This window comes from Nocardiopsis alba DSM 43377, assembly GCF_000341225.1.
Classification (GTDB): domain Bacteria; phylum Actinomycetota; class Actinomycetes; order Streptosporangiales; family Streptosporangiaceae; genus Nocardiopsis; species Nocardiopsis alba.
Genome location: NZ_ANAC01000005.1, coordinates 240847 through 267222, shown reverse-complemented (window position 1 = coordinate 267222; position 26376 = coordinate 240847). Strand labels below are relative to the sequence as shown.

General features: G+C 70.1%; 26 protein-coding genes. 9 read left to right on the top strand and 17 right to left on the bottom strand.

Annotated elements, in window-relative coordinates; all coding sequences use genetic code 11:
- Positions 1-316 (top strand): hypothetical protein (locus tag D451_RS28160; protein WP_017533610.1); only part of this gene is annotated, 316 nt, incomplete at its 5' end.
- A gap of 136 nt (positions 317-452) precedes the next feature.
- Positions 453-2225 carry a hypothetical protein gene (locus D451_RS0104855; RefSeq protein ID WP_017533609.1) on the top strand — a complete coding sequence of 591 codons (1773 nt, stop codon included), beginning with the start codon at positions 453-455 and terminating at the stop codon, positions 2223-2225.
- Between the two features lie 7 nt (positions 2226-2232).
- Here D451_RS0104855 and D451_RS0104850 read toward each other — a convergent pair whose 3' ends face one another.
- On the bottom strand, positions 2233-2829 hold the full coding sequence (locus D451_RS0104850) for an HD domain-containing protein (protein WP_017533608.1): 597 nt from the start codon (positions 2827-2829) through the stop codon (positions 2233-2235).
- A gap of 59 nt (positions 2830-2888) precedes the next feature.
- On the opposite strand from D451_RS0104850, the gene D451_RS0104845 reads away from it, so the two are divergent.
- Entirely contained in the window at positions 2889-3824 is a 936-nt protein-coding gene (locus D451_RS0104845; RefSeq protein ID WP_394296795.1) for a 3-methyladenine DNA glycosylase, read from the top strand.
- 4 nt (positions 3825-3828) lie between these two features.
- Here D451_RS0104845 and D451_RS0104840 read toward each other — a convergent pair whose 3' ends face one another.
- Together D451_RS0104840 and D451_RS0104835 are read right to left on the bottom strand one after the other, a co-directional pair.
- A complete protein-coding gene (locus D451_RS0104840; protein ID WP_017533606.1) occupies positions 3829-4221 on the bottom strand; it encodes an SdpI family protein in 393 nt (130 codons plus the stop codon).
- 17 nt (positions 4222-4238) lie between these two features.
- Entirely contained in the window at positions 4239-4646 is a 408-nt protein-coding gene (locus D451_RS0104835; protein WP_014912584.1) for a thiol-disulfide oxidoreductase DCC family protein, read from the bottom strand.
- A 135-nt stretch (positions 4647-4781) separates the two neighbouring features.
- Between D451_RS0104835 and D451_RS0104830 the strand changes: the two genes are divergently transcribed.
- Complete coding sequence (locus tag D451_RS0104830; RefSeq protein ID WP_017533605.1) at positions 4782-6068, top strand: sensor histidine kinase; 1287 nt, start codon at positions 4782-4784, stop codon at positions 6066-6068.
- The gene (locus D451_RS0104825) at positions 6065-6742 is read left to right on the top strand and encodes a response regulator (protein WP_017533604.1); all 678 of its coding nucleotides are present in this window, start codon (positions 6065-6067) and stop codon (positions 6740-6742) included. Before D451_RS0104830 ends, D451_RS0104825 begins: the two co-directional genes overlap by 4 nt.
- 15 nt (positions 6743-6757) lie before the next feature.
- Here the strand turns inward: D451_RS0104825 and D451_RS0104820 are convergent, their stop codons facing one another.
- The 4 genes from D451_RS0104820 to D451_RS0104805 form a co-directional block, all read right to left on the bottom strand.
- Positions 6758-8362, bottom strand: a complete 1605-nt coding sequence (locus tag D451_RS0104820; RefSeq protein WP_017533603.1) for a serine hydrolase domain-containing protein — start codon at positions 8360-8362, stop codon at positions 6758-6760.
- A gap of 123 nt (positions 8363-8485) precedes the next feature.
- The gene (locus D451_RS0104815; RefSeq protein WP_026124835.1) at positions 8486-10123 is read right to left on the bottom strand and encodes a serine hydrolase domain-containing protein; all 1638 of its coding nucleotides are present in this window, start codon (positions 10121-10123) and stop codon (positions 8486-8488) included.
- Positions 10124-10284: 161 nt separating this feature from the next.
- Positions 10285-11397: an ABC transporter ATP-binding protein gene (locus D451_RS0104810; protein ID WP_026124834.1), complete on the bottom strand. Its 1113-nt coding sequence runs from the start codon at positions 11395-11397 to the stop codon at positions 10285-10287.
- Positions 11394-12470, bottom strand: a complete 1077-nt coding sequence (locus tag D451_RS0104805; RefSeq protein WP_026124833.1) for an ABC transporter ATP-binding protein — start codon at positions 12468-12470, stop codon at positions 11394-11396. The genes D451_RS0104810 and D451_RS0104805 overlap by 4 nt, the downstream gene beginning before the upstream one ends.
- A gap of 120 nt (positions 12471-12590) precedes the next feature.
- Here D451_RS0104805 and D451_RS0104800 point away from each other — a divergent pair, with 120 nt between their 5' ends.
- Positions 12591-13841, top strand: coding sequence for an RNA-guided endonuclease InsQ/TnpB family protein (locus D451_RS0104800; RefSeq protein ID WP_017533601.1), 1251 nt, complete (start codon positions 12591-12593; stop codon positions 13839-13841).
- A 60-nt stretch (positions 13842-13901) separates the two neighbouring features.
- Here the strand turns inward: D451_RS0104800 and D451_RS0104795 are convergent, their stop codons facing one another.
- From D451_RS0104795 to D451_RS0104775, 5 genes are all read right to left on the bottom strand, one after another.
- Positions 13902-14963, bottom strand: coding sequence for an ABC transporter permease (locus D451_RS0104795; RefSeq protein WP_026124832.1), 1062 nt, complete (start codon positions 14961-14963; stop codon positions 13902-13904).
- Positions 14963-15967 (bottom strand): ABC transporter permease, encoded by a 1005-nt coding sequence (locus D451_RS0104790; RefSeq protein WP_014910880.1) that lies wholly within the window; start codon positions 15965-15967, stop codon positions 14963-14965. The genes D451_RS0104795 and D451_RS0104790 overlap by 1 nt, the downstream gene beginning before the upstream one ends.
- 254 nt (positions 15968-16221) lie before the next feature.
- Positions 16222-17883, bottom strand: coding sequence for an ABC transporter substrate-binding protein (locus D451_RS0104785; RefSeq protein ID WP_014910343.1), 1662 nt, complete (start codon positions 17881-17883; stop codon positions 16222-16224).
- Positions 17884-18275: 392 nt separating this feature from the next.
- Entirely contained in the window at positions 18276-18767 is a 492-nt protein-coding gene (locus tag D451_RS0104780) for a hypothetical protein (RefSeq protein ID WP_234305821.1), read from the bottom strand.
- A gap of 106 nt (positions 18768-18873) precedes the next feature.
- Entirely contained in the window at positions 18874-19389 is a 516-nt protein-coding gene (locus D451_RS0104775; protein ID WP_014910156.1) for a gluconokinase, read from the bottom strand.
- Positions 19390-19524: 135 nt separating this feature from the next.
- On the opposite strand from D451_RS0104775, the gene D451_RS0104770 reads away from it, so the two are divergent.
- Entirely contained in the window at positions 19525-20235 is a 711-nt protein-coding gene (locus D451_RS0104770) for a FadR/GntR family transcriptional regulator (RefSeq protein ID WP_014908581.1), read from the top strand.
- 28 nt (positions 20236-20263) lie between these two features.
- Here the strand turns inward: D451_RS0104770 and D451_RS0104765 are convergent, their stop codons facing one another.
- From D451_RS0104765 to D451_RS0104750, 4 genes are all read right to left on the bottom strand, one after another.
- A complete protein-coding gene (locus tag D451_RS0104765) occupies positions 20264-21640 on the bottom strand; it encodes a GntP family permease (protein WP_017533597.1) in 1377 nt (458 codons plus the stop codon).
- Positions 21641-21826: 186 nt separating this feature from the next.
- The gene (locus D451_RS0104760) at positions 21827-22633 is read right to left on the bottom strand and encodes an aminoglycoside phosphotransferase family protein (protein WP_036567772.1); all 807 of its coding nucleotides are present in this window, start codon (positions 22631-22633) and stop codon (positions 21827-21829) included.
- Between the two features lie 165 nt (positions 22634-22798).
- On the bottom strand, positions 22799-23359 hold the full coding sequence (locus tag D451_RS0104755; RefSeq protein ID WP_017533595.1) for a dienelactone hydrolase family protein: 561 nt from the start codon (positions 23357-23359) through the stop codon (positions 22799-22801).
- A gap of 51 nt (positions 23360-23410) precedes the next feature.
- The gene (locus D451_RS0104750; RefSeq protein ID WP_017533594.1) at positions 23411-24103 is read right to left on the bottom strand and encodes a haloacid dehalogenase type II; all 693 of its coding nucleotides are present in this window, start codon (positions 24101-24103) and stop codon (positions 23411-23413) included.
- Positions 24104-24184: 81 nt separating this feature from the next.
- Here D451_RS0104750 and D451_RS0104745 point away from each other — a divergent pair, with 81 nt between their 5' ends.
- Complete coding sequence (locus tag D451_RS0104745; RefSeq protein WP_017533593.1) at positions 24185-24742, top strand: CGNR zinc finger domain-containing protein; 558 nt, start codon at positions 24185-24187, stop codon at positions 24740-24742.
- 104 nt (positions 24743-24846) lie between these two features.
- Positions 24847-25995 (top strand): hypothetical protein, encoded by a 1149-nt coding sequence (locus D451_RS0104740; RefSeq protein ID WP_152472782.1) that lies wholly within the window; start codon positions 24847-24849, stop codon positions 25993-25995.
- Positions 25996-26008: 13 nt separating this feature from the next.
- Here D451_RS0104740 and D451_RS28755 read toward each other — a convergent pair whose 3' ends face one another.
- Entirely contained in the window at positions 26009-26134 is a 126-nt protein-coding gene (locus D451_RS28755; protein WP_017533591.1) for a hypothetical protein, read from the bottom strand.
- Positions 26135-26376: the final 242 nt, after the last annotated feature.

Below are 26376 nucleotides of genomic sequence, written 5' to 3'. Positions count from 1 at the left end.
GGAGGAGCCCCGCCACAGGCTCGCGGAGTGGCGGGAGAGCGGTGAGGTCGCCGAGGACCTCGTCGACCCCGGGGAGATCTTCGAACCCCTGGCCCCGTACTCGATCGGTGAGCGCCCTCGCGAGCTGTTCGCCGGGTCGAGCAGACTCTCCTCGCCACACGCGGGGTTCGAGACGCTGATGGCGCAGGTCCGCCACTACCTGGCCGCCCTCACCCGGCTCCGCGAGGCCCTGCCCGACGCGGAGTGGCGGGTGCACGTCGACGACCTGGACGTCCCCTGGGTCGAGGGACGCTACGTCCTGGAGGCGAAGATGTGAGCGTCGGGCGATGATCTTCGGTCAACCGCTGGCGTCCGGGCGATCCTTGGTGGACAGTGGTGGGTGAGGGTCCCGTCGAGGTGTTCGGTCGGACCCTCGGGTCCACCGCAGTCGACGGGAAACCCGGGAGTGCCCATTGCCGCTGGTCCACCGCACGCTCGTCACCGTCCCGGGGGACGACGGAGACCTGGTCGCCGTCACCTCCTCCGTCCTCTCACGGTGGTTGAGCAAGCGCGGTAGTTCCGGTGTGCGCGTGGGTTTCGACGTCTCGGGGCGGCACGATCTCAGCAACCGTTCCCGCGCTCTGGTGGTACGGCACGACAATGCCGACGAAGGCCTCACCTTCCTGCGTCTGACCACCGAATCCGAGAAACCCGACGGGCTGTGGCGCACCCTGATCACCGTGGTGGTCGACCCGGCCCTGTCCCCGAAACGGCACCTGTGGCTGGACATGACGGTCGACCCGGACCCCGGCACGCCCTCGGAGATCTCCCGGTTGGACGTGATGCCTCCCGAGGCGGCGCGCATGCTGTTGGACGCGGTCGACGCCCACGACGGCGCGTGCCCGATGCCGTCCGTGCCGCGCATCGTGCGCGGTCGTGACGAGGCCGACGTGGCCGCGCTGCACGCCTCCGTGCTCGATCCCCTTCGGCGGGCGGCGATCGTGGCGACCGGGGCTCCCCCGGACGTGACCGTCGCCGACTGGCGCGACTCCATGGCCGGGGCTCTGGCCCGATGTACCGGCATGTGCGCCGGATACGTGCTGGACGCGGCCGCCCTGGAACGGATGGAGCGGCTGCTCCCTCCAGGGCTGGACATCCCGGACGGCGGGATGCGCACCTTCCTGCCGGGGGTGGACCCCGACGACGAGGAGGACGCCTCACGCCACCCTCGGATGGGTCCGGCCACGCTGGACACCGCCCGGCAGGGGCCCCGGGTCCGCAACTGGGTGGGGGCGACCCTGGCCCGAGGCGTGCGCGACAGCGCCCTGGCCCAACGGCTTCCGGGGCCGCTCCGGGCGATCGACGCCCTGTTGAGCGAGGAGACCGACGATCTGCGTCGATCCCGTGCCTCGCTTCCGCCCGCCCCTTCCCCCGTCCGACTCCAGGGGCCGGATACGGAGTCTCCGCCGGTGCCGGAGCAGGCCGAGGCGGTGGCCCGGGAGAGACAGGCGCGAAGACTGCGCGAGGAGGTCCGCAGACTCAACGCGCGGCTCGCCGAGCTGGCGGAGGAGCACCACCATCTGCTCGCCGAGACCGCCGACCTGACCGAGGAGCTGGACACCGAACGCGAGAACGCGCGGCTGGCCCGCTACGAGGCGCGGTGGCTGCGCGAGCGGATCCGGGAGGAGGGGCTGTTCCGGTTGGCGGCCTCGCCCGCGCCGCGCGACCCCGAGCGGCGACCGCCCACGGGCGTGCCCGAGTTGTTGGAGCGGATCACCGACGACACGGCGCTGCCGCACCTGTTCTTCACCATCGAGGACCACACGGTGTACGAGCTGGCCGACAGCCGTAAGGAGAGTCTGTGGGTGACCCGGGCCTGGGAGGCCCTGACCGCCCTGAACGACTACGCCCGCTACCAGTTCGACAACCCGGGGAGCGGTCTGGGCTTCCACTCCTACCTGCGCGATCAGCCCGACGGCTATCGGGTGATCCCGGTCAAGCGGTTGGCCTCGCAGGAGTCGGACCACGTGCGCAATCGGGGCAAGCTCAACGAGAAACGTCTCTTCCGGGTGCCGACCGAGGTGGATCCGACCGGTCGGGTCCCGATGTACGCGCACATCAAGCTGGACATCGAGTACGGGATCTGCCCCAGGCTGTACTTCTATCCCGACCTGGGGCCGGACACCACCAACCGGGTCTACGTCGGCTATCTGGGCCGGCATCTGCCGGTCCAGCAGTCCAACTGAGCGCCGGTCAGATCACCTCGTGGCCGAAGAGGCGGGCGATCGGGTCCAGCTCGGGCTCCCCGTGGCGTTCCACCATCTCCTTGAAGCGGACCTCCTTGTCGGCGCCGAACCGGCGGACCTTGGCCGCGTAGGTGTCGACGGTGAGGAAGGTCGGCGGGTCGGTCTTGCTGTGGAACTTGTCGGCGTACATGACCAGCTCCTCCTCGGCGGTCTCGGCGAGATAGTCGGCGACCGGGACGGGGAGCCCCTGTTCGCGGACGTCGCCACTGGTGACCCCGACACCCGTGTGGTGCGAGCAGAACCGGCACAGGGTCTCGGGCAGCCCTTCGCCGGCCAGGAGTTCGTGGCCGAGCACCCCGTGGGCGACGTAGCGGGAGGAGTCGATGTTCCCGGAGGCGTCGATCAGCCGGTAGACGCCGATGTCGTGCAACAGGCAGCCGGCCCGGACCAGGGCGACGTCGACCCCCGGGTCGGGGCGGTCCAGGAGCCGTTCGGCCACCGCGCACACCGCACGGCAGTGCGTGTACACGCGCTCGAAGGCCTCGGCGGTGGGGGCGTACTTCTCGTGGAGGGCCCGGATCTGGTCATCGGTGGGGATCAGCACTCTCGGAAGCCTAGACGCACGGCCGCGGCTCCGGCGACCGCGCGTACCCTGGGGCCGTGATGGGAACGACGACCGCGACCACCGGGACGGAGACCGTGCCGACCGAGAACGCCACCGCCACGACCGTGCTGGCCGAGGCGGACTGGCGGGAACGCGCCGAACGCCACGCCGCGCGCGTGGACGCGGCCACCTCCGAGCATCTGCGACGCCGGAGCGCGGGCGAGCGCCATCCGGTCGAGGACTTCCTGTTCACCTACTACAACCTCAAGCCCGCCCGGCTGCGCCAGTGGCATCCGGGTGCGGGCACGCTCCTGGCCGGCGAGGCCGCCCGGGATCGGCTCTCGGAGCGCTTCTACACCGAACCGCGCGGCGCCGACGGCGGTGTGGGGCTGGACGTGCCCGCCTTCCTGGCGGCCCGTCCGATCCTGGACTTCGTGGAACGGCTGCTGTCGTCGGTGGCCTCCCGCCCGGCGCACCTGGGCTGTTTCGGGTTGCACGAGTGGGCGATGGTCTACCGCACCTCCGAGGTGAGGCACGGCCAGGTGCCGCTGCGGTTGGGGCACGAGGGCACCGACCGGGTGGTGGAGTCGCACCGGATCCGGTGCTCGCACTTCGACGCCTTCCGGTTCTTCACCGAACCGGCGCGCCCCCTCAACACGCTCCGACCCACCAGGGAGGCCCAGGCCGATCTGGACCAGCCGGGCTGTCTGCACGCCAACATGGACCTGTACAAGTGGGCGTACAAGCTCGCCCCGGCGGTCCCCTCCGAGCTGGTCATGGACTGTTTCGACCTGTCCCGGGAGATCCGCGCGCTGGACATGCGGGCCTCCCCCTACGACCTTCTCGCGTGGGGATACGAGCCGGTGCGGATCGAGACCGCCGAGGGCAAGGCCGCCTACATGGAGTACCAGCGCGACTTCGCCGAGCGAGGCGCGGTGCTGCGGGAACGGCTGCTCGACGTGTGCCGTTCCCTGCGCGCCCACGCCTCCGTCTGACCCCTCAGGGCCGACGCCGCCGGGCGACGCGGTGTCCCCGCCAGGAGCCCACCAACAGCAGGACGACGCCCACGCCCATCGGCACCAGGACGGCGGCGATCTGACCTCTCGGGTCGGGGATCAGTGGGGGCAGGATCGCGGCGGGCAGGAAGAGCAGACCCGCCACGACCGTCCAGCGCGCGGAGGCCTCGTGGACCGCGTACCAGGCGTCCTCGCTCGACCTGGTGTAGGCGGTCCGGATCCCGAAGAAATCGTTGGGCCGGATCCTCCGGCGTGCCCCCATGACCCCCATCACGAGCAGCAGGAGCGCTCCGCCCGCCGTGGTCAGCGTCAACAGGACGAGCGGGCCGAGGGGGATGGTCTCTTCGGCGGCCCGGAGCGGGAGGCTCGCGATCACGCGGTCCCCTTCCGTGTTCAGGCGCCTCTGGGAGGCAGGGCGCAGGCGGCGGTGCCGCCGGGCAGGCGGTACCGGTTGGCGGCCACCGCCCGATAGGCGAGGCGGGTGACCACGCGGACCCCGGGCAGCGCGAGGAGACGGCCCAACGTCCGGTAGGGGAACCGACCGTGCGCCAGCACGCCGGCGATCGCGTCTCCCCCGGCGACCGGGTCTCCGTCGCTCCGGATCAGCCAGGCCTGCTCGTCCGCCTGTTCGGGGGTGAGCCCGAAGGCCGAGAGGTCGACGTCCTGCCAGGCCGCGAACGCGGTGCGGGTGCGCACCCGCTCACGGGCGAAGTCCACCGAACGCCGGCAGAACCCGCAGTCCTCGTCGTAGAGGAACAGGCCGGCGGAGGGGATGTGGGGTGTCTCGCGAGAATGTCCCATACCCCCTTCCTACCCGGGGCCGGGGTCCGTCGCCCATTCTCCCGCCGAACGGGAACGAGGGGTAGGTCACGGATGTCATGGGACCTCCGTCATGGGTGGGACGCGCGTTCCGTCGGATTTGGGAGAGTGGACGGTATGGCTGCCCTCCTCCGACGGCTCACCGGGCCCGGGCTCGACCCTCGGGGCCCTCGCCCCCACCCGGTGGCGCACGTGGCGTTCGTCGTCACGGTGTTCCTCTCCGCCCTGGTCCGCGTGTTGGACTCCCTCTTCATCGGGGTGGTGGTCCCACCGGGCCTGCCCTACCCCGACGCGTTCTACGTGGGCATGATGCTCTGCGTGGTACCCCTGTGCCTTCTGTGGCCGTTCACGGGGTGGAGCCCCGAGGCCCCCGCCCGGCGCCGGGCCGCCACCGCGTTCTTCCTCGTCCTGGCGATCCCGGTCTTTCCGATCATGGGCTTCGGCGGCAACGCGCTCGTGGCGATCTCCGTGGCCATGGCGGCCTGTGCCTTCGGGGTGCGCGGAGGACTGTTCCAGGCCGCGCTCGTGGGCGCGGTCAACGCCCTGTTCGGACTGTCCCACCCCGCCCTGCCCAACGGGTACGCGCTGGTCAACGGCGCCATCATGATGGGTTACGGCCTCTGCGCGGTCGCCGCGGTCGTGCTGCTCGTGCGCTCCGCCGAGCGGGCGCGTCGCACCCGCGAACTCCTCTCCGAACTGGAACACGCGCACGAACTGCTGCGCCGGCACGCCGCTCGGGATCGGGAACGCGCCATCGACGACGAGCGCGCCCGTATGGCCCGCGAGATGCACGACAGCACCGGACACCACCTCAGCGCCGTCCATCTGTGCCTGGCCAACGCCGAACGGGCCCTGGCGGAACTGCCCGATCAGGTCCCCCACGAGCTGCGCGAGGAGCTGCGCACCGACGTCTCGCAGGCACGTGGGCTCACCAAGGAGGCGCTGGCCGACACCCGCCGCTGGGTCCGGGCGCTCAAACCGCTCTCCCTCACCGAACGTTCGGGCCCCGAGGCGCTGCGCTCGCTCACCGAGTCGTTCGGTCGGCTGGGTGTGGCGACCTCCTTCACCACCACCGGCGTCTGGCCCGAGGGGACGGACGGGGAGGCCGACCTGATCGCCTTCCGGTGTGTGCAGGAGGCCCTGACCAACGTGCTGCGCCACTCCGACGCCGACCGGGCCGAGGTCCTGGTGCGCGCCCTTCCCGAAGAGCTCGACATCACCGTCTCGGACGACGGTCGGGGCCCCGGCGACCGGGTTCCCGGGTTCGGGCTGACCGCCCTGCGTGAACGGATCTGCGCCTTGGAGGGGACACTGGAGGTCGGCCCGGGCGAGGAGGGCGGGTTCCGGCTGCGGGCCCGGATCCCGACCGCGGCACACGAACGACGGACGGAGGCGGCGCGATGAGCGAGCGGGTACGGGTCCTGTTGGTGGACGACCATCGGATCGTGCGGCGCGGCCTGGCCCGGCTGTTGGCGGCGGAGGGCGACATCGAGGTGGTCGGCGAGGCCGCCGACGGTGTGCAGGCCCTGGAACTGCTCGCCGACACCGCGCCCGAGGGTCTCCCCGACGTGGCCCTGGTGGACGTGCACATGCCCCGGATGGACGGCACCGAGCTGGTCCGGCGGCTGGCCGTCGAGTACCCGGGGACGTCCGTCGTGGTCCTGACCGGACTGGCCGAGGACGAACACCTTCTGGCCTGTCTGGGCGCCGGCGCCCGGGGCTACCTGCTCAAGGACGCCGAGCCGGAGGAGGTCGCTGAATCCGTCCGGCGCGCAGCCCGTGGGGAGAGCGTGCTCTTCGGGCACGCCGCCGAACGGCTGATCGCCACCCTGGCGCCGTCCCCGTCCGCCCCGTCGGCGGGGCCGGAGGCCGCTCTTTCGCCTCCGGCCCGCCACGGGCTCACCGAACGGGAGACGGACGTGGCCCGTCTCGTCGGCGGGGGCTCCACCAATCGGGAGATCGCCCGAACGCTGCACCTGTCCGAGGGCACGGTCCGCAACCACGTCACGAACATCCTGCGCAAACTCGACCTGCGCGACCGCACCGCCCTCGCGCTCTGGCACGCCGAACGCTCCTGAGCCCGACGGCTCCGGTCACCAGGTGGTCAGGAGCGACCAGCCGGAGAGGCCGGCCAGGGTCAGCGAGAACAGCGTCGAGAACACGAAGACCGTCACGTGCAGCCATCGGAACCGGCCGGCCTCCACCGGGACCCGACGCCACTGCCACACGCCCAGCGCGAGTCCGGCGACGGCCAAGGCGACCCCCGCGGCCCACACCGCCGGAGGTACCACGCTCCAGGCGCCGTTGCGCAGGATGTACAGGAGCCAGGCCAGGGAGCCCAGCCCCAGCGAGACGATCCGCATCCGGTCCAGGGGCCGCTGCGTGATCAGGGTGCGGCGACGCAGGGCCAAGGCGAACAGCAGGGTGGGGGCGAGCAGGGACAAGGACACCGTGAGCACGAGCTGCACGGGCGCCGTCCGGACCGAGGGAACGGGTTCCGGGTCCTCGCCCAGCAGCGCGAAGCCGAGCGCCGGGGCCTCCACCCCGAAGCTGTTGGCCATGATCACGACGGAGCGTTCGCCGTCGGTGGCGATCATGGAGCGGCTGCCCAGGGTGCCTCCGCTGTGCCAGGACACCTCTCCGACGTCGGGCACCTCCAGAAGGTGCCAGCCCAGCCCCATGTCGAGGCCCTCGGGGGCCGCGCCGGGCAGGGCGGGGTCGACCCGCTCACGGACCGGCTCGAGGGAGGCGAGACCGGGCGCCTCCTCGCGAGCGACGGCGGCCATGAGCCGGGTCAGATCCTCGGGGGTGGACCACACCGCGATCCCGGCGGCGGCGTAGTCGGTGTTGCGCCAGTCCTGGATACGGGCGCCCGCCTCGCCGTGCGGTCCCGCGCCGCCCTCGGGGACCCCGTCGGCGAGGGCGACGGTGGAGTCCATGCCCAGCGGTTCCAGGATCCGCTCCCGGAGCAGATCCGCCCGGTCGATCCCCGCCTCGGTGGCCAGCGCCTCGCCGAGCACCGCGTATCCGGCGTTGCTGTACTGGTAGGAGCCCCGCCCGAACGAGGTCGTACCGGCGACGAACTCCAGCGGGTCCCGGGCCCACCGGTACATGTCGGCCTGCACCACGGCCAGGAGAGAACCCGCCCCCGTCTCGGTCTCGGTGACCAGGCCCGCGTGGTGGGTCGCCAGCTCCTCCAGGGTGATCGAGGCGACCTCGGGGTCGGCGAAGTCCATGTCGGGGAAGACCTCGGCCAGGGTCCGGTCCGGGGACGTCTCGCCCCGTTCGACCATGTCGGCCAGCAGCATCCCGGTGAGGACCTTGACCACGGACGCGGTCTCGAAGGGGGTGTCGGGGCCGACCGGGGTCGACCCGTCGGCGGTCCCCGCGAAGACCCACTCCGCCGCGTCGGGATCGTCGTTGTCGAAGCGGGCCACGGCCAGCCCTTGGACCTGGGCGGGATCGAGGGCGGCCTCGACGTCCGCCGCGAGCCCCGGATCCCCCTCGACCGAGGCGCCGGTCGCGGAACGATGGGGCAGGAGAGGCAGGAGCAGAAGTGTCAGAAGGGCGACGGCCACCCCCGCCGCCAGGGCGATGAGCAGCACACGTCGGGGGGCGGCGGGGGCACGGGGGCGCCGCCGGGGCGCGGAGGTCGGCGGGGTATCGGCCGGTACCGGGGGCGATGCGGGGAAGGACATGCCTCGATCCTTCCGAGGCGTGCCCCTCCCCACCAGTCACGGACGTCATGCCGGTGTCACGTCTTCGACGATGCCCGATGTCACGTGTCGTTCCCCGACCCGTCCACGGCCGGGGAACGATCGTCAGACGTAGGCGACGGCCAGGGCGTAGGCCATCGTGCCGAGCAGGGTCAGCGAGAACAGTGTCGAGAGCACGAACACCGTGACGTGCAGCCACCGGAACCGGCCCGCCTCCACCGGGACCCGGCGCCAGTGCCAGACCCCGACGGTGATGGCCGCGGCCACCGCGCCGAAGGCGAGCGGGAACGCCACCGAGGGCAGATCGGTCCAGACCCCGCCGCGCTGGAGGTAGACCATCCAGGCCAGGTTGCCCAGGCTCAACGAGACGATCCGCATCCGGTCCAGGGGACGCCGGGTGATGAGGGTACGGCGGCCGATCATCAGGGCGAGCAGCAGGACCGGCGGGACGACCAGGAGGAACACGGTCATGCCGAGGACGAACGGTACGGCGGTCGAGGGTTCGGTCAGGGGCTCTCCCGACTCTCCCTCGAGCAGGCCCAGGGCCAGTCCGGTCTCCTGGAGCGTGTAGGAGTTGCCCATGAGGACCACGGCGCGTTCGTCGTCGAACATCACCGTCGTGGAGGAGCCGTAGACCTTGCCGTTGTGGAAGGTGACCTCACGGCCATCGGGGAACCGCAGGTGATGCCAGGCCATCCCGAGGGACATGACCGTCTCCTCGTCCCCGCCTCCGGCCGGCTCCTCCTCGGAGACCTCCCCGGCCGTGGTCACCGCCTCCCGCAGAACCTCGACCGACGAGGCTCCCGGGGCGGTGCCGTCGTCGACGGCCGCGGCCAGGGTGACCAGGTCGGAGACGGTACTCCAGGTGGCGACACCCGCCGGGGCGTAGTCGACGGCGGTCCAGGGGGCCACCCGCACACCCGGTTCGAAGTAGGGCAGGACCCCGCCCTCGGGACGCTCGGCGGATACCTCGGTGTCGTCCATGCCCAGCGGGTCGAGAATCCGTTCGCGCACCAGTTCGGGGTAGGTGCTGTCGGCCTCCGCGGCCAGGGCGTGGCCCAGGACCGCGAAGGCGTGGTTGGAGTAGAGGTAGTGCTCCTTGGAACCGGCCGTGCTGTGGACCAGCCCCTCCACCGGCGGGGTGGCGCTCTCGTAGGGGCCGATCAGGAGCAGGGAGTCGAGGAGCACGGTGTTCTCGTCCCCGGTGGGGACGGCTCCCAGCCCGGAGTGGTGGGTGGCCATCTCCTCGAGGGTGATGGAGGCGACCTCGGGGTCGTCGAAGTCGATGTCGGGGAAGATCTCGGCGAGGGTGCGGTCCAGGGAGGTGTCGCCCCGCTCGACCATCTCGGCCAGCAGCATCCCGGTGATCACCTTCATCACCGACCCCGTCTCGAAGGGGGTGTCGGGCCCGACCGGGGTGGATCCGTCGGCGGTGCCGCCGGAGGCCCATTCGACCGCTTCGGGGTCGTCGAGGTCGAAGCGGGCCACGGACAGCCCCTGCACCTCGACGATCCGATCGCCGAGAATCCGTTCGACGTCGGCGGCCAGCGTCTCGTCACCCTCGATCCCGGTGGCCGGGGTGGCCCGGGCCGGGGCGAACAGGTGGGCGAGGACCGCGGCGATCACACCCACGACCAGGGCGAGCAGCCAGATCCGTCCGGGCGCGGCCGGGCTCTCGCCCCGGCTCCGGGGAGAGCCCGAAGGGGGCGATGGTGGCGCGGTGAGGGTGTCGGAGGACGTCATGCTCCCAGGGTGGTGGAGAGGCGCCGCCCCGGGCCAGTCGCCGCTGTCATCGACGACGCCGTGCGTTCCTCCCCACCTCCACGATGACAACCGTCATATCCCCGGAGAAACCGATGGTGGGCGCGAGTGCCGCCCACCGGCACCCGCGCCCCCGTGGCCGTTCAGCCCGTGCCGTGCACGATCCGTTCGGCGCGTTCCGCGCTGGGGCGGATCTCCCCCGACAGGATCCGCTCCGCGTAGTGGCAGGCCACGCGGTGGGTACCGCTGCCCTGCTCACCGTGGAGCGGACGCAGTTCGGGGCGTTCGGTGTCGCAGCGCTCCTCCTGGCGCCAAGGGCAGCGCGTGTGGAAGCGGCAGCCGGACGGCGGGTTCGCGGGCGAGGGGAGGTCGCCGGCGAGCAGGATGCGCTCGCGGGTGTCCTCCACCGTCGGGTCCGGAACCGGCACCGCCGACATCAGCGACCTGGTGTAGGGGTGCGCGGGGGCCGCGTACAGCTCGTCACTGGTGGCCTCCTCCACGAGGGAGCCCAGGTACATGACGCCGACGACGTCGCTGACGTGCCGCACCACCGCGAGGTCGTGCGCGATCACCAGGTAGGTCAGGCCCAGTTCGTCCTGGAGCTCCTCCAGAAGGTTGAGCACCTGCGCCTGGATCGACACGTCCAGCGCCGAGACCGGCTCGTCGCAGATGATGAGGTCGGGGCGCAGGACCAGCGCTCGGGCGATACCGATGCGCTGACGCTGACCACCCGAGAACTCGTGCGGATAGCGTTTGAGCGCCTTGGCCGACAGCCCGACCTTCTCCAGGGCCTCCACGACACGGGCCCGACGGTCCTCCTCGACCAGGCGCCGGAGCTCCTTGGCCCCGATGCCCTCGGGCACGTCCTCCTTCGATGGGCCGCCGATCCCGTGGGTCTGGAGCCCCTCCATGAGGATCGACCCGATGTTCTGGCGCGGGTCGAGGCTGCCCAGTGGATCCTGGAAGACCATCTGGAGGTTGGCACGCTCGCGGCGCATCTCCTCGGCGGGCAGCCCCGCCAGGTCGCGGCCGTCGAACCAGACCTCGCCCTCGGTGATCTCGTTCAGGCGCAGGACCGCCCGGCCCAGGGTGGTCTTACCGCACCCCGACTCCCCCACCAGGCCGTACGTGCTGCCCCGTTCGATCTCCAGCGAGACCCCGTCGACCGCCTGGACGTGCCCGACGGTGCGGTCGAAGAGCACCCCGCGCCTGATCGGGAAATGGACCTTGAGGTCCTTGATCTGTAGCAGGCTCATCGCCGCTCCTCCTCGTCGTCACCGACCACGGCCGGGCCGTCCAGGACCGTCCGGTCCACCACCTCGGCGTGTTCGATGGGGTTCACGCAGCGGTGGACGTGCTCCGCCTCGTCGCCGTTCTCCAGGCGGACGAGCGGGGGCGGCCCCTGGAGGCACTCCATCGTGTAGTGGTCGCAGCGGGGGGCGAACGCGCATCCGTCCGTCCACGCGATGTTGTCGTTGACCGAGCCGCGTACGGGGGTCAGCGGTTCGCCGCGCGGGGAGTCCAACCGCGGGATGGATCCGAGCAGCCCCACTGTGTAGGGGTGGGTGGGGGCGGCGAACAGGGGACGCCGTTGAGCGGTCTCCACCGCCCGCCCCGCGTACAGGACGTTGATGTCGTCGCACATGCCGGCCACCACGCCCAGGTCGTGGGTGATCATCAGCAGGGCGGTGCCCTCCTCGGTGACCAGGTCCTTGAGCAGCTCGAGGATCTGGGCCTGGATGGTGACGTCCAGGGCGGTGGTGGGCTCGTCGGCGATCATCACGCGGGGCCGGCAGGCCACCCCCATCGCGATGAGCGCGCGCTGGCGCATACCGCCCGAGAGCTGGTGCGGGTATTCGCTCAGGCGTCGGGTGGGGTCGGGGATCCCCACCCGGTGCAGCAGGTCGGCCGCCTCCTTGCGCGCGGCCGCTCCGCGCATCCCCCGGTGACGTTGGAGGATCTCGGTGACCTGGCGTCCGATGGGGATCACCGGGTTGAGCGAGCTGAGCGGGTCCTGGAAGATCATCGCCAGTTGGGAGCCGCGCAGGTCGCGCATCCTTCGGCGTGAGGCCTTCAGCAGGTCCTCGGAGCCGTCGGGCAGCCGCATGACGGCGCTGCCGCCGACCTCGACCCCCCGGTCCGGGAGCAACCCCATCAGGGCCAGGGAGGTGACGCTCTTACCGCAACCGGACTCGCCGACCAGACCCGTGACCCGGCCCTCCTCCAGGGTGAAGGAGACCCCGTCCACGGCCCGTACCTCACCGGACCCGCGTCCGCGGAACACCACGGACAGCTCGTCCACCGCCAACAGCGGCGTGCTGGAACTCATGGTCACCAGGTCCTCTCAGAGGATGCCCCGGCCTTCGAACCGAGGAGAAACCCGGGAAGCGCACCTGCACCTGTCCCAATTTGCTTACTCATGACCTTCCCTTGGTGTAAAACTTGGAGCATGCGGACGGCGTACAAGGTCCGGGCCTACCCGGACTCCGAACAAGCGGCTCAGCTGGGCCGCACGTTCGGATGCGTGCGCCTGGTGTGGAACAAGACGTTGGCCGAACGGCACGCCGCCTACGACCAACGCGGAGAGAAGACCTCCTACAAGCAGACCGACCAAGCACTGACCGAGTGGAAGCGCGGAGAAAACCTGGCGTTCTTGGCCGAGGTGTCCTCTGTACCGTTGCAGCAGACGCTCCGCCACCAGCACACCGCGTTCACTAACTTCTTCTCCGGACATGCCAGGTACCCTCGGTTCAAGAACCGCAACGGCCGCCAGTCGGCGCACTACACCCGCAGCGCGTTCCGCAACAAGAACGGCGAGCTGTTCCTCGCCAAGCACAAGACGCCACTTCGTGTGGCGTGGTCGTTCGACGACGTCGACCTCGCCTCTTTGAACCCGACCATGGTGATCGTCTCCCGTGAGCCCGATGGCCGGTTCTACGTGACGTTCGCGGTGGAGACCGACGACCCTGAAGCCCGACCGGAGACCGGCGGTGAGGTCGGCGTCGACCTCGGAGTGAAGGACTTCGCGACACTGTCCACCGGGGAGAAGATCGCCAACCCGCGACACTTGGAGCGTAAGGCGAAGAACCTGGCCCGCTATCAGCGGATGGTGGCCCGTAAGCAGCGCGGCTCCGCCAACCACCGCAAGGCGAAGAAGAAGGTCGCTACCGCGCACAGGAAGATCCGCGACGCACGCCGGGATTTCCTGCACAGGACTTCCACCCGCTTGGTAGACGAGCACGACGTGATCGTCATCGAAGACCTCAATGTGCGTGGTATGACCGCCTCGGCGAAGGGCACCACTGACGAACCAGGCGAGCAGGTCCGGCAAAAGGCCGGGCTGAACCGGTCGGTGCTGGACGCCGCACTCGGTGAGTTCCGCCGACAGCTGGAGTACAAAGCCGAACGTGCGGGACGAATCCTCGTTGTCATCGACCGGTGGTTCCCCAGCAGTAAAACCTGCTCCGAATGCGGGTACCTGCTCAAGAAGCTCGCGTTGAACACCCGGGCGTGGACGTGCCCGGCCTGCCGCACCCGACACGATCGGGATGTGAACGCGGCGAAGAACCTCCTTGCGGCTGGTCGAGTCGCAGCCCGCGATGCGGGTGACGCCTGTGGAGCTGGTGTGAGTCGGCAAGGGTCTTCCCTTCCGCTGTCGGCGACGAAGCAGGAAACCACTGTTGTGAGGCAGTCCGGCTGAGCCGGGATCGTCCCGGCAGGGACGGTCGGAATCCCCCCTCCCTCAGGAGGGGGGAGAAAGTCAATTCCTCAGCTTCGGGTCGAGCGCCTCACGCAGCGACTCGCCCATGAGGGTGAAGCCGAGCGCGGTGATGATGATGCCCAGGGCCGGGTAGACGGCCAGAGAGGGTGCCGTGGACAGGAACCTCTGGGCTTCGGAGAGCATCGTGCCCCATTCGGGGAAGGAGGCGTCCGGGTTGCCCAACCCCAGGTAGGACAGGGCGGCCGCGTCGATGATGGCGGTCGCCAGGGTGAGCGTGGACTGCACGATCACCGGCCCCATCGAGTTGGGCAGGATGTGGGAGATCGCGATCTTGTGTCCGCGCACGCCCAGGGCCCGGGCGGCCAGCACGTACTCGCGGTTGCCCTGGGAGATCATCGCGCCGCGCAGCAGGCGGGCGAAGATCGGCACCTGGGCGATACCCACCGCCAGCATGACGGTGGTGAGGCTGGGGCCGACGAGCGCGGCGACGGTGACGGCGAGCAGCAGGGTGGGCAGGGCCAGCATCATGTCGATGACGCGCATGATGACGTTGTCCACCTGGCGTCCCCAACGGCCGCCGAGGACCGAGCAGGCCCCGGCGGTGCCGCCGAGCAGGGCGCCGAACAGGAACCCGACGAGGGTGGCGACCACGCCGACCATGAGGGTCTGGCGGGCGCCGATCACCATGCGGGAGAACATGTCCCGGCCCAGGTGGTCCAGGCCCAGCCAGTTCTCGGCGCGGGGGCCGACGAACTCGTTGCGGTTGGGGAAGACCTCGCCGCCCCAGGCCTGTGAGGTGGGGCTGTAGGGGGCGATGAGCGGCGAGAACAGCGCGACCAGGAGGAACACGGCGACGATGACCGCGCCGCTGATGGCCATGGGGCTGCGGCTCATGCGCCGGAAGGCCTCGCGCCACACCCCGGCGCCGTGGCCGTCGTCGGAGCGTTCGCCCATGAGTTCGGCGAGCCGGTCGACCTTGGCCGCCTTGCGCCGGTGGAGCGGGACCCGGTCCTCGGTGGACTCTCGGGGCACGGTGTCCTCTCCGCCGCCCCGGGTCTCGGGGCTCTCGGAGGGGTTCTGGGAGCTCGGTGTCGTTGGCATCACTGGGCCCGCACTCTCGGATCGAGGAGGCTGTACGAGATGTCGACCAGGAGGTTGATGAACACGTACATGGTGGCGATGAGCAGGATGAAGCCGGTCAGGACCGGATAGTCGCGTTCCTGGGTGGCCGCGTAGACGAACGAGCCGATGCCCGGGAAGGCGAAGACGCTCTCGGTCAGGACCGCTCCCGCGAAGAGGCTGCCCGCCAGCAGACCCACGGCGGTGACCACCGGCAGCAGCGCGTTGCGCAGTACGTGGCGGGTGCGCACGGTGTTACGGCGCAGCCCCTTGGCGTCGGCGGTGCGCACGTAGTCCTCGCCCATGACCTCCAGGACGCTGGCCCTGGTCATACGGGTGATGACCGCGAGCGGGATGGAGGCCAGGGCCAGTCCGGGCAGCACCAGGTGGGCGAGCGCGTCCCAGACCACGTCCCACTCCCGGGTCATGAGGCCGTCCAGGACGACGAACCCGGTGATGTCGGTGCGGCTCAGCCCCGGGGAGAGGCGGAAGGCCGAGGGGAACATGCCCAGGCGCTCGGCGAAGATCACCTTGAGGATGAACGCCAGGAAGAAGACCGGCGTGCAGATGCCGAGCAGGGATCCGCCCACGGCCGCGAAGTCCAGCGCGGTGCCGCGTCGGCGGGCCGCCAGATAGCCCAGCGGCAGGCCGATCGTGACGGCGATGATCATGGCGCTCACGGCCAGCTCGAACGTGGCCGGGAACCGGAGGAAGAACTCGTCCAGGACCGGTCGTCCGGTCTGGAGGGAGGTTCCCAGGTCGCCCTGCGCGATCCTGCGCAGGAAGGACAGGTACTGCACCGTGAACGGTTGGTCCAGGCCCAGTGAACGGCGCAGCGCCTCGCGCTGTTCGGCCGTCGCGTCGTCGGGAAGAAGGGCGTACTCCGGGCCGCCCGGCAGTCTTTGGAGCCAGACGAACAGCAGGATCGACAGGCCGCCCAATGTCGGGATCAGCTGTAGGAGTCGCCTGACGATGAATCGCAGCACCTTCGCCGCCTTTCGCCAGTGGTGATGAGAACGGACGCCGAGGCGTCCCCCGCCGGTTCGCGACGGGTCGGGCATGGAGGGAGGGGTCGTCCCCCGGGGGTGAGGCGACGAGGACACCGCCGCGGGAGGGGCACGGGTCACGGGGACCCGTGGGCCGTGAGGGTCGTGACCCTCGTGGGGCCGGGCCCGACCGGTTCGTCCGAACGCGGTCGGGCCCGGGAGATGACCTCACCTCGGATCGGGGAGGCGGGTGTCTACTTCCAGGAGGCCTCGGCGAACATCTCCTGTGTGAGCGGGCTCACGTTCGGGGGCTGGACCTCCGAGGAGAAGACGATCGAGGGCGGGGAGCTGGAGATGGGCAGCCCCGGCAGGACGTCCATCACCATCTCGTTGAGCTCCTGGTAGCCGGCGATGCGCTCCTCCTCGTCCGGGTTGGTGCTCACCTCGGCCATCAGGTCGAACAGCTCCGGCTCGTCCAGGCCCCAGGCGCTGTTGGGGGTGGAGAACCAGGTGCCGATGAAGTTGTAGGCGTCGTTGTAGTCGCCGGTCCAGCCGAGCAGGTAGAGCGGGCAGTTGCCGCTGTCGGTCTGGTTGATGTACTCGGCCCACTCGTAGCTGCTGGCGTTCACCGTCACACCGGCCTCCTGGAGGTCCTCGGTGATGACGTCGAAGATGTCCTTGGGCGCGGGCATGTACGGGCGGGTGACCTCGGTCGGGTAGCAGAACTCGACCTCGAGGTCCTCGTAGCCGGCGTCGGCGAGCTTCTCTCGGGCCAGCTCCGGGTCGTACTCGATCTCGCGCACGTCCGGGGACCAGCCGTCGAGGGTGTCCGGGTGGAACTGCGAGGCGACCTCGCCGCCCTCGGGGAGGATGGTGTCGACGATGCGCTGGCGGTTCACCGCGTGGGAGAGGGCCTCACGGACCTCGAGGTCGGCGAGCGCCTCGTCGTCCTGCTGGTAGGCCAGGTAGAGGACGTTGAAGACGCCTCGGGTGGGCACCTCGAAGCCGGCCTCCTGGAGCGGGCCGACGTCGGCCGGGGCCACCAGGTCGTAGCCGTGGATGTCACCGGCCTCCAGAGCCTGGCGACGGGCGTTCTCGTCCGGGATGGTGCGCAGGAGCATCGTCTCGAAGCCCGCCGGGTCGCCCCAGTAGTCGTCGAAACGCTTGAGGGTGATCTCGGACTGGTCCTGGTCCCAGTCCTCGACGGTGAAGGGGCCGGTACCGGCGACGGTGCCCGCGACCTGGGTGTACTCGGGCAGGGTGAAGTTGCCCTCGTCGCCGCTGATCTCGGCGTCGGCGATGTTCTCCAGGGTGGTGGGGCTCATGATGCCGAAGGCGGCGAGGCTGAAACCACCGGGGTAGAGCGAGGAGTACTCGGTGACCTCGATGACGGCGGTGAGCTCGTCCTGGGCCTCACAGGAGACGTAGCGCGATTCGGGGAGCGAGTCGTCCTCGTTCTCCGCGAATCCGCCGAAGATCTTCTGCCAGTAATAGGAGTTGTTGGAGCTCTGATATCCGCCGCTCAGGTTGTGCCAACGGTCGAAGTTGGCGCAGACCGCCTCAGCGTCGAGGTCGTCCCCGTCGTGGAACTTCACCCCGTCGTGGAGTTTGAAGGTCCAGACCGTTCCGTCCTCGGACTGTTCCCATTCCTCGGCCAGTCCGCCGACGATCTCGGTGCCACCGGATTCGTGTTCGAGAAGGGTGTCGAAAACCTGCCGACTGTAGCGGAAGGTCTCGCCGTCGCTGGCGAGGAAGGGGTCGAGTGCGGTGATGTCACCCGTGGCGGCGAATACGAAAGGCCGGTCGTCGCCTCCGGCGGAGTCGCGGTCGCTCTCCGCGCAGGCTGTCGCCACCAGCGTGAGCGAGGCCGCCACGGCCAAGAGGCCCAGCGGCTTTCGGGGAGTCTTCGTGAACATGGTCCACCTCAGGGGACGGGGGGTTTGGAGACCCGGAACGATGGTGTGGACCTTAGACCGCGCACGCTCCCCCTGGGAAGATAGACGGCTGGGTATTAATACAACCGTTTCACTTCTGTGCCGTGACCCGATGTGGTATTTCGACGCCCGAGTGTCCAGCCCCTTCCCATAAACGAAGAGGGAAAACCTGATCGATCGATCATGCGTTTTCGAATACCTCCGAAAAGAGCATGACCCGATGATCCCATGAATTTACCTTTATACCCTGATGTCTGTTTTCCAGACCTCAGGAGATGCCTTCACCCTCACCGGGAACACACTTCACGGACATACGGAAGGGCCCGCCCGGACGAGCCGGCGGACCCTTCGAACGGACACGGAGACCTCGGACGCTAGCGGGCGCACCAGGAGCGGATACCGGTGCTCAGCAGGGCGATGTTGACGGTGATGGACAACAGGGCCGCACCCGAGCCCGCCAACATCAGCCACGTATCGGCGAGCACCGCCGCCTGGTACAGGGCGTACAGCGCCGTCCCGAAGGCGATCACCGCGCCGAGCCGGGAGAGACGCCACAACGCGTGACCGGCGCGACGCAACGCGAAGACCGACACCACCAGACCGAGGGCGACCAGCACCGACAACGAGATCAGCAGCCACAGGTCCGCCGTTCCGGCGGCGGGGACACCCGCGTCCAGGAGCGCCCAGGCGCGGTAGGACGTCAGGAGGTGCCCCACGGCGGCCACGCACATCAGGACACAGGTCTGCCGCACGTCCAGCGGGGGCCTCACTCCAGGGTGACGCGCGGCCAGCAGGCTCTGCCGGGGCGCGGGCACCACGCTGAAGGGTCGGGAGGCGGAGGGAGGGGACGTTCGGGAGTCTTGCATGACGAACAGGGTCGCGTGCCTCGGCTCGGGACACAAGTGGATCAATGCCACACTCGCCCCACCGTCACCGCGCCGTGACCACCACGATCGACGGTGCCCGAGGGGATCAGACCGCCGCCGACCCGAGCCGCCCCCGCACGTACTCCAGGGCCTCCTCGGCGAGGGGATCCAGGTCGGAACGTACGTCGAACTCCCTCCCCGCCTCGTCGGGGTCGAGCCGCTGCAACGCCTCCAACTGGGAGCGCAACAGCGCGGGCGGCATGAAGTGGCCCTTGCGCGCGGCGATCCGCGCCCGGATCACCTCGTCCGGTCCGTGCATGTGCAGGAACTCCACGCCGGGGGCACCGGTGCGCAGCACGTCGCGATAGTCGCGCTTGAGCGCCGAACAGGCCATGACGGTGGACTCGCCGAGCACCTCGTGAGCGCCGATCCAGTCGGCCAGTTCACGCAGCCACGGTCGACGGTCCTCGTCGGTCAGGGGGTCTCCGGCCGCCATCTTGCGGATGTTGGCCGGGGGATGGAAGGCGTCGGCCTCCGCGAAGGGCAGGTCGAGACGGTTCGCGACCCGTTCGGCCACGCTCGTCTTACCGCTGCCCGACACCCCCATGAAGACAAAGTGCATGGTCTCTCCGTCCGTCGGCACGCCGCCCCCGCGACGCCGCCATAAATAGTGTTACCAATCAATCCGGCTAGGCTTCGACCTGACCCCGCCCCACACCGTCGCGACGGGCAGACCGGGAAGTTCGAGGAAACGACGATGGGCACGACGCATCGCACACTGCACAACCGGGTGCTGGCGGTGCTCGGACCGGCGATCGCCGCGGGCGAGTACTCCGTCGGCCACACCTTCACCCTGAGCGGCCTGGAACAGGACTTCGGGGTCTCCCGAACCGTGGCCCGCGAGGCCGTCCGCGTCCTGGAGTCGATGGGGCTGGTGGTCAGCCGCCCCCGCACCGGAGTCAAGGTCCGCCCCCAGACCCAGTGGAGCGTCTTCGACCCCCAGCTCATCCGCTGGCGCCTGGCCGGAGCCGGACGCATGGCCCAACTCCGCTCCCTCAACGAACTGCGCGCCGCCGTCGAACCCGCCGCCGCGGCCCTGGCCGCCGAACGCGGCTCCCCCGAGGAGCGGGCCCGGCTCGTGGACGTGGCCGAGGAGATGACCCGGACCGGCGACGCCGGCCTGCTGGACACCTTCCTGGAGCTGGACGTGGCCTTCCACCGGCACATCCTGGACCTGTCCGGCAACGAGATGTTCTCCGGCCTGGCCGAGGTCGTGTCCGAGGTCCTCATCGGCCGGACCTCCTACGACCTGATGCCGCACCGCCCCCGCCCGGAGGCGCTGCGCCTGCACACGGCGGTGGCGCGGGCCGTCCGGGACGGGCTGCCCGACGTGGCCGAGGCGGCGATGCGCTCGATCGTGACCGAGGTGAGCGACGCCCTCAAGGAGCCCGGACCGGACCCTCGCTGAACCGTCGCCCCGCATCGCCGCCACCGGTTCACAGCACCAGGGACAGACCGAAGGCGAGCCCGAAGCCGATGAAGCCGATCAGCGTCTCCATGACCGTCCAGGTCTTGAGCGTGGTCTTGACGTCCATTCCCAGGAAGCGGCCGACCAGCCAGAACCCGGAGTCGTTGACGTGCGACAGGGCGGTGGCGCCCGAGGCGATGGCGATCACGATCAGGGCCAGGTCGATGGAGCTCAACCCCGAGGTGGCCTGCACGGCCGGGGCGATCAGACCGGCCGAGGTGGTGATGGCGACCGTGGCCGAACCCTGAGCCACCCTCAGGGCCAGCGCGATGATGAAGGCCGCGACGATCACCGGCATGCCCGTCGACTCCAGGCTGCCCGCGAGCGCGTCGCCGATCCCGCTGGTGCGCAGGACCCCACCGAACATGCCGCCGGCGCCGGTGATGAGGATGATGCCGCAGACCGGACCGAGCGCGCCGCCGACGATCTCCTCCACCCGCTGACGGGTGAAGCGGCCCCGGCTGAGCACGACCATCGTGTAGAGGGCGGTGATGAGCAGCGCGATGGGCGTCTCGCCCACCAGGCGCAGGGACTGGACCCACACGGCGCTCTCGGAGACCGTCCCGGTGGCCACGGCCGTGCCCATGCCGGTGTTGGCGAAGATGAGCAGCATAGGCAGCAGCAGGATGCTCACGACGGTGAGCAGACGAGGCGGGTCCTCGTGCTTCACCTCGCCTCCGGGCAGGAGGTCGTCGGGGGCGGGCAGCTCGAAGCGCTTGCCGGCCCACAGACCGAACAGGTAACTGGCCAGGTACCAGGTGGGGATGGCCAACAGGGCGCCGACGAGCAGCGTCAGGCCCATGTCCGCGCCGATCTCGACGGCGGCCGTGACCGGACCCGGGTGGGGCGGCACGAAGGCGTGCATCACGGCGAAGGCACCGGCCGTGGGCAGCGCGTAGAGCAGGACCGAACCGCCGACGCGTCGGGCGACGCTGAAGACGATCGGCAGCATGACGACGAGGCCGACGTCGAAGAAGATCGGGAAGCCGAACAGGAGCGAGGCGACGCCGAGCGCGAGCGGGGCGCGTCTTTCGCCGAACACCTTGATCAGTGCGGAGGCCAGGACGGCGGCGCCGCCGGTGATCTCCAGCATGCGGCCGATCATGACGCCCAGACCCACCAGGAGGGCGACGTTGGCCAGGGTGCCGCCGAAGCCGTCGAGGAGGGTGGGCACCACCCCGTCGACGGGGATGCCCGCGGCCAGCGCGGTGAGCACGCTGACCAGGACGAGGGCGACGAACGCGTGAAGTCGGAAACGGATGATCAGGAGCAGCAGGAGCGCGATGGCTCCCGCGGCGATCCCTAGGAGGGGACCCGTGCCGTAGACGGGTTCGAAGTTCTCCACGCCGGGGCCTTCCGGTGGACGGGGTGAGGACGGGGGCGGCGGTGCCCTCGGACACTCCGTGACACCGCCTTGACCTGCGCTTGAAACAGGCTCCGAGAATGGTAATACCATTTGTGAGCCTCTGTGAACACCCCCGTGAGAACCTGTGATCCCGAAACGCGACCCGACGGGACCCCGGCCGGAGGATCAGTCGAGCAGCGCCGCGAGACGCTCGGCCTGCCGATCCACCGTCCCCGGCGGGTTACGCCGCACGCCCTCCGCGTCCCGGCACAACAGCAACAGCCACCCCAGCGCCAACAGACGACGGCACCCGACGAGCCGCTCGGACTCCGCCGATGTGAGCGAGAACCCCTTCAGAAAGAGATCCACGTCCAAGGGGTGCTCCACCCAGCTCCCCACGTGCTCGACGATCTCCGCCAGCTCGAAGGCCCGATCACTGCGCCCGAAGTCCTCGAAGTCGACCCGCAGGACCCCGGAGCCGTCCCACAGATAGTTGGCGAGATTTCCGTCCCCGGCCCCCAGCACCTGGGAGACCGGGGCCCTGACCGGAAAGTAGGAGAGCCGGTTCAACGCCTCGTCCGCCACCCGGGCCACATGGGGCGCCATACGAGGACGCAGCTCGGCGACCCCGACGCGCACCGACTCCAGGGCCGTCGCCACCTGCCACGGACGCGGGGCGACCTCGGCGAGGACGTCGGCGGGAAGCGCGGTGTGGATCCGCTCCACCGCCTCGGAGAACGCCCGGACCAGCTCCTCCCGCAGAGGTCGGCCGCGCAGCGTCTCACCGTTCAGCCGCGACATCACCACCACCGGCTCCTCGGCGTCCAGATCCGCCCGCAGCGGGGTCGGAGCCGTACCCGGCGCGTACTCGGCGAGCAGGGTGAGCGCCCGCCACTCCCGGGCGCACTCCTCGTGATGACCGCGCCTGAACCGCTTGGTCACCTCTCCCGGGCCGAACCCGATCGTGTGGGTGTTCCACTGGGTGAAGTTCATGCCGCGCTCCTCGTTCCGGTCGATCGTGCCTTCGGTAGCCGATACGACCACCAAGGGCGGGATCGTTCCCGGACGGCGACATCCCAAGCGTTTCGAGGACAACGCCGACGAGGGCCCTACTCCGGACGCCCCACCCGTACGGATCGAGCGGCGTCGAGGCCCTGCTCAGGCGAGGAGGTCCAGCACCCGGCGCCAGGTCGGCTCGGCCGCCTCCGGGTCGTGGTCGGGGAGGGTGGGGTCGGTGTAGAAGTGCCCGGCTCCCGGATAGCGGAAGACCTCCAGGTCGACACCGCTCTCCCGGGCCGCCTCTCGCAGAGCCTCGACGTCCTCCGGGGGCGCGAAGTCGTCGGGGTCGGCGGCGTGCAACTGAACCCTGACCCCCGGTCGCACCGACGCGGGCGGGACGGCGGCGGCGTGCAGAAGGACGACGGCCTCGGCGTCGGGACGCTCGGACCACAGGTCGGTGACCACGCCCGTCCCCATCGAGACGCCGATGAGCACGGTCTCCGCCGGCAGGCCCTCGACGGCCCGCCGGGCGCGTTCGATCACCCGCCCCCAGCCGACCCGGTCGAGCAGCCGGAAGCCCTCGTCGAGGGTGGTCGCGACCTCGCCGCCGAAGAGGTCGGGCACGACGACCTCGTGTCCGGCTTTCCGGAGCCGGTCGGCGGCGGAGAGTTCGACCGGTCGAAGACCGAGGATCGAGTGGAACAGCGCGATGTGGGCCATGCCGGCATTGTGTCGCACCGGGCTTCCGGCCCTTCGCGCGAGGCGCCCCGGTCACCCCTCGGTCAGCGCGGCCGCCAGTTCGTCGAGGTTCTCGAAGTGTCCGTCGAAGGTGTCGGAGTCCTGCGGCGGATCCCCGAACGGGCGCCGGACGTAGGCGGTCCGCATCCCCACCGCCTGTGCTCCGCGCAGGTCCCAGGCGTGGGCGGCCACCATGAGCACGCGTTCGGCCGGGCTTCCGGCGACGTCGACGGCGAGCCGGTACACCTCCGGCGCAGGCTTGTACGCCTGGACCTCCTCGGCGGACAGGACCTGATGCCAGCGCAGCCCCGCGTGGGCGTCGAGCCGTAGGAGGGCGGACCGGCTCGCGTTGGACAACCCCAGCACGGGGTAGTGCCGGGCGATCCGGTCCAGGCCGGCCACGGAGTCGCCCCAGGGGAACAGACGCCGGCCGGCCGTGACCAGGTGGGCGACGGCCTCCGGATCGTCGATCCCCGCGTGGTCCGCGACCCGTCGGGCGGCCTCGGCCTCGATGAACTCGGAGTTCGCGTACGGGCGGATCCCCCGGACGACGCGTGCCTGTTCGGTCTCGACGTGGCTCCCCCACAGGGCGAGCAGCTCGTCGACGGTTCCGTCATCGGCCGTCGGCAGCAGCGCGCGGATGTGGGCGCGGAGCCCGCCGGGTTCGTCCACCAGCGTTCCGAGGACGTCGAAGACGACGGCGTCGATGTCACGGATCTCTGTCACTGTGTCCCCCTACGCGGAAGCGTCACCGGTCGAACCGGTGACGATCTTGTCATCGGCGCCGTAACCGGTCAAGATGGTGACGTGAATTTCTCCTTCGTGAGCGGCGACCCGGCCCTCGACCTGGCGGGCACCGTGGGTTCTCGTCGCAGCACCCCCGTCGACCTTCTGAATACCCCGTCCGACCTGGAACGATGGGTCGCCTCTTGTGAGGGTCTTCCCGACGCGGTCGCCGCCGACCCGGAGGGCCTCGCCTCGGCGCTATCACTGCGCGAGGCGATCTACCGGCTCGCCCTCGACCGGATCGCGGAGAGGCCGTTCACCCCCGACGACCTCGCGGTCCTCAACACGACGGCGGCCGGTCCCCCGCCCACCGTCGAACTCGACGACGAGGGGGTACACGTCTCGGGCACCCTCGCCCAGGCGCTCGCCCAGGTGGCGCGCGGCGCCATCGCCCTGCTCGCCGACCCGGAGATCGCCCTCAAGGAGTGCGGGCGACCCGACTGCACCCGCCTCTACCTCGACCGTTCGCGCGGTGCACGACGGACGTGGTGCGGGATGGACGAGTGCGGCAACCGCATGAAGGCGGCCGCCTACCGGGCCCGCCGCCGCGCCCGAGCCCACCCCGATTCCAAGGAGTAGCGCTCCACACGTAGATGCCCGCGGGAGAGGCGCTCCCCCGACCCGTATCCGTGATCGTCAGACTGCTCGTCGTACGATCCCCCGACGCCGAAGGTCTCCCCCGCATGTCTCGTCTGCCGGCCCTGGCCCTGGGGCTCTCGATCGTCCTCGTCGTCGGATGCGCTCCACCCGTCGAGCCGAGGTTCAGCGAGTCGGCGTCGAGCGGTACACACCCCGCCTGGACCCGGGAGGACCTGGACGCGGTCGTCACCTACGCCGAGGAGGACGGCCACGGCCCGGTCCAGGACACGTCGATCTCCCGCCACGGGGTCGTCGTGGTCTTCACTGAGACGGTGATCTCCTACGGGGTGGATCCGGTACGGCGGGTCTGGCGGCACGACCTTCCCGGGGAGGTCGTGGCCACGGCGCTCTCACCCGGCGGCGACGTTCTCCTGGTCCGGCACCGGGATGACATCGGGCCCTTCGGCAGGGAACGGCTTCTCCTGGTGGACACCGCACGGGGCCGTGTCTCGGTCTCGGAGACCGTCGACGCTCTGGAGGAAACGGCCGAGATACGACTCGCCGCTGAAGAGCAACAGGTGACCCTCGCGGACGGACTGGTGGAGGTGAGCACTCCCCCGTTCAAGGAACCGGACTGGACCGTGGACCTCGATGAGGCCTGCGAGGAGGGTAGAGCCCGAGAGATCGCGTTGGCCTCCCACACTTCGACCGTGCTCTCGGCCCACGGCTGCGAGGGCGAGGACGCCGCCCATGTACGCGCGTTGCGCACCGAGAGCGGAACGGTGTTCTGGGAACAGCGTTGGGAAGGGGCCGAGCCGCCCCGGCTCCATTCACTCTCCTCTGAGCAGGTGACCGGTGTCGACGGGGACTCTCTGACCCTCCTGTTCGGCGAGGGCACCATCGGGGACTCCCTGTTCATCGACGCGCGAACGGGCTCCATACCGGCCGAGGTCGCGCCTTGGTCCCAGGTCCCGGAGCTGTCCTCCCATCTGGAGGCACCGCTCCAGGACTCGGAGGCCGCTCCGAAGGAGATCGTTCTCTTCGATCCTCTGCCCCGGGAGGGGCGTGGCCGCCTGTACCTGGCCGCCGCGCGAGCGCTGATCGACGATGAGGAGTCACCGGTCGCCCTCGAGGATCTCGACGAGAGCCTGCTCATCGATGGTGAGCTCATGGAGCACCTCGGCCAGTGGGGTGACAGTCCGGATCTGATGTTCGGGAGGCTGGAGAACAGTCTGAACGAGGCCTTGGGGTAAGGGCCCTCCCCTCCTACCCGGCCACCGCGACCGTGCTCCGCACGGCGGTGGGGTCCTCCAGCACGTCCAGCATCGCCCGCGCCAGGTCTGCCCGTCCTGCCTCGGCACCCGTCCCCCGCGCGCATCCCCTCATCGCCATACCGCTCCGATCTGAATTCCCGGATCGGCGCTTCCCGATTTCGAATCGAACCGCTGAAATTCCCACGCGGCCTCAGAGAAGAACTTTCTGGGCGAGTGTCTTATTTCAGACTTTCCAGACCACTTGCGAGATTCCCCGACTTTAACCGGGAAACCGCATACCGAACCCGAGTGAATCCTTCACCATGGGGGTATGGACGGACGCGGATCCGTCACCTCTCGTCCCATGGCGAAAGGAGCCGC

What these genes read in the sequence shown, in the direction of transcription:
- D451_RS0104810 (WP_026124834.1), bottom strand. Translation starts at nt 11,397, where the DNA reads ATGAGCCTGCTACAGATCAAGGACCTCAAGGTCCATTTCCCGATCAGG.
- D451_RS0104815 (WP_026124835.1), bottom strand. Translation starts at nt 10,123, where the DNA reads ATGACGTCCTCCGACACCCTCACCGCGCCACCATCGCCCCCTTCGGGC.
- D451_RS0104760 (WP_036567772.1), bottom strand. Translation starts at nt 22,633, where the DNA reads ATGAACTTCACCCAGTGGAACACCCACACGATCGGGTTCGGCCCGGGA.
- D451_RS0104800 (WP_017533601.1), top strand. Translation starts at nt 12,591, where the DNA reads ATGCGGACGGCGTACAAGGTCCGGGCCTACCCGGACTCCGAACAAGCG.
- D451_RS0104775 (WP_014910156.1), bottom strand. Translation starts at nt 19,389, where the DNA reads ATGCACTTTGTCTTCATGGGGGTGTCGGGCAGCGGTAAGACGAGCGTG.
- D451_RS0104820 (WP_017533603.1), bottom strand. Translation starts at nt 8,362, where the DNA reads ATGTCCTTCCCCGCATCGCCCCCGGTACCGGCCGATACCCCGCCGACC.
- D451_RS0104825 (WP_017533604.1), top strand. Translation starts at nt 6,065, where the DNA reads ATGAGCGAGCGGGTACGGGTCCTGTTGGTGGACGACCATCGGATCGTG.
- D451_RS0104780 (WP_234305821.1), bottom strand. Translation starts at nt 18,767, where the DNA reads ATGCAAGACTCCCGAACGTCCCCTCCCTCCGCCTCCCGACCCTTCAGC.
- D451_RS0104785 (WP_014910343.1), bottom strand. Translation starts at nt 17,883, where the DNA reads ATGTTCACGAAGACTCCCCGAAAGCCGCTGGGCCTCTTGGCCGTGGCG.
- D451_RS0104845 (WP_394296795.1), top strand. Translation starts at nt 2,889, where the DNA reads ATGGGAACGACGACCGCGACCACCGGGACGGAGACCGTGCCGACCGAG.
- D451_RS0104770 (WP_014908581.1), top strand. Translation starts at nt 19,525, where the DNA reads ATGGGCACGACGCATCGCACACTGCACAACCGGGTGCTGGCGGTGCTC.
- D451_RS28755 (WP_017533591.1), bottom strand. Translation starts at nt 26,134, where the DNA reads ATGGCGATGAGGGGATGCGCGCGGGGGACGGGTGCCGAGGCAGGACGG.
- D451_RS0104805 (WP_026124833.1), bottom strand. Translation starts at nt 12,470, where the DNA reads ATGAGTTCCAGCACGCCGCTGTTGGCGGTGGACGAGCTGTCCGTGGTG.
- D451_RS0104755 (WP_017533595.1), bottom strand. Translation starts at nt 23,359, where the DNA reads ATGGCCCACATCGCGCTGTTCCACTCGATCCTCGGTCTTCGACCGGTC.
- D451_RS0104830 (WP_017533605.1), top strand. Translation starts at nt 4,782, where the DNA reads ATGGCTGCCCTCCTCCGACGGCTCACCGGGCCCGGGCTCGACCCTCGG.
- D451_RS0104835 (WP_014912584.1), bottom strand. Translation starts at nt 4,646, where the DNA reads ATGGGACATTCTCGCGAGACACCCCACATCCCCTCCGCCGGCCTGTTC.
- D451_RS0104740 (WP_152472782.1), top strand. Translation starts at nt 24,847, where the DNA reads ATGTCTCGTCTGCCGGCCCTGGCCCTGGGGCTCTCGATCGTCCTCGTC.
- D451_RS0104795 (WP_026124832.1), bottom strand. Translation starts at nt 14,963, where the DNA reads ATGCCAACGACACCGAGCTCCCAGAACCCCTCCGAGAGCCCCGAGACC.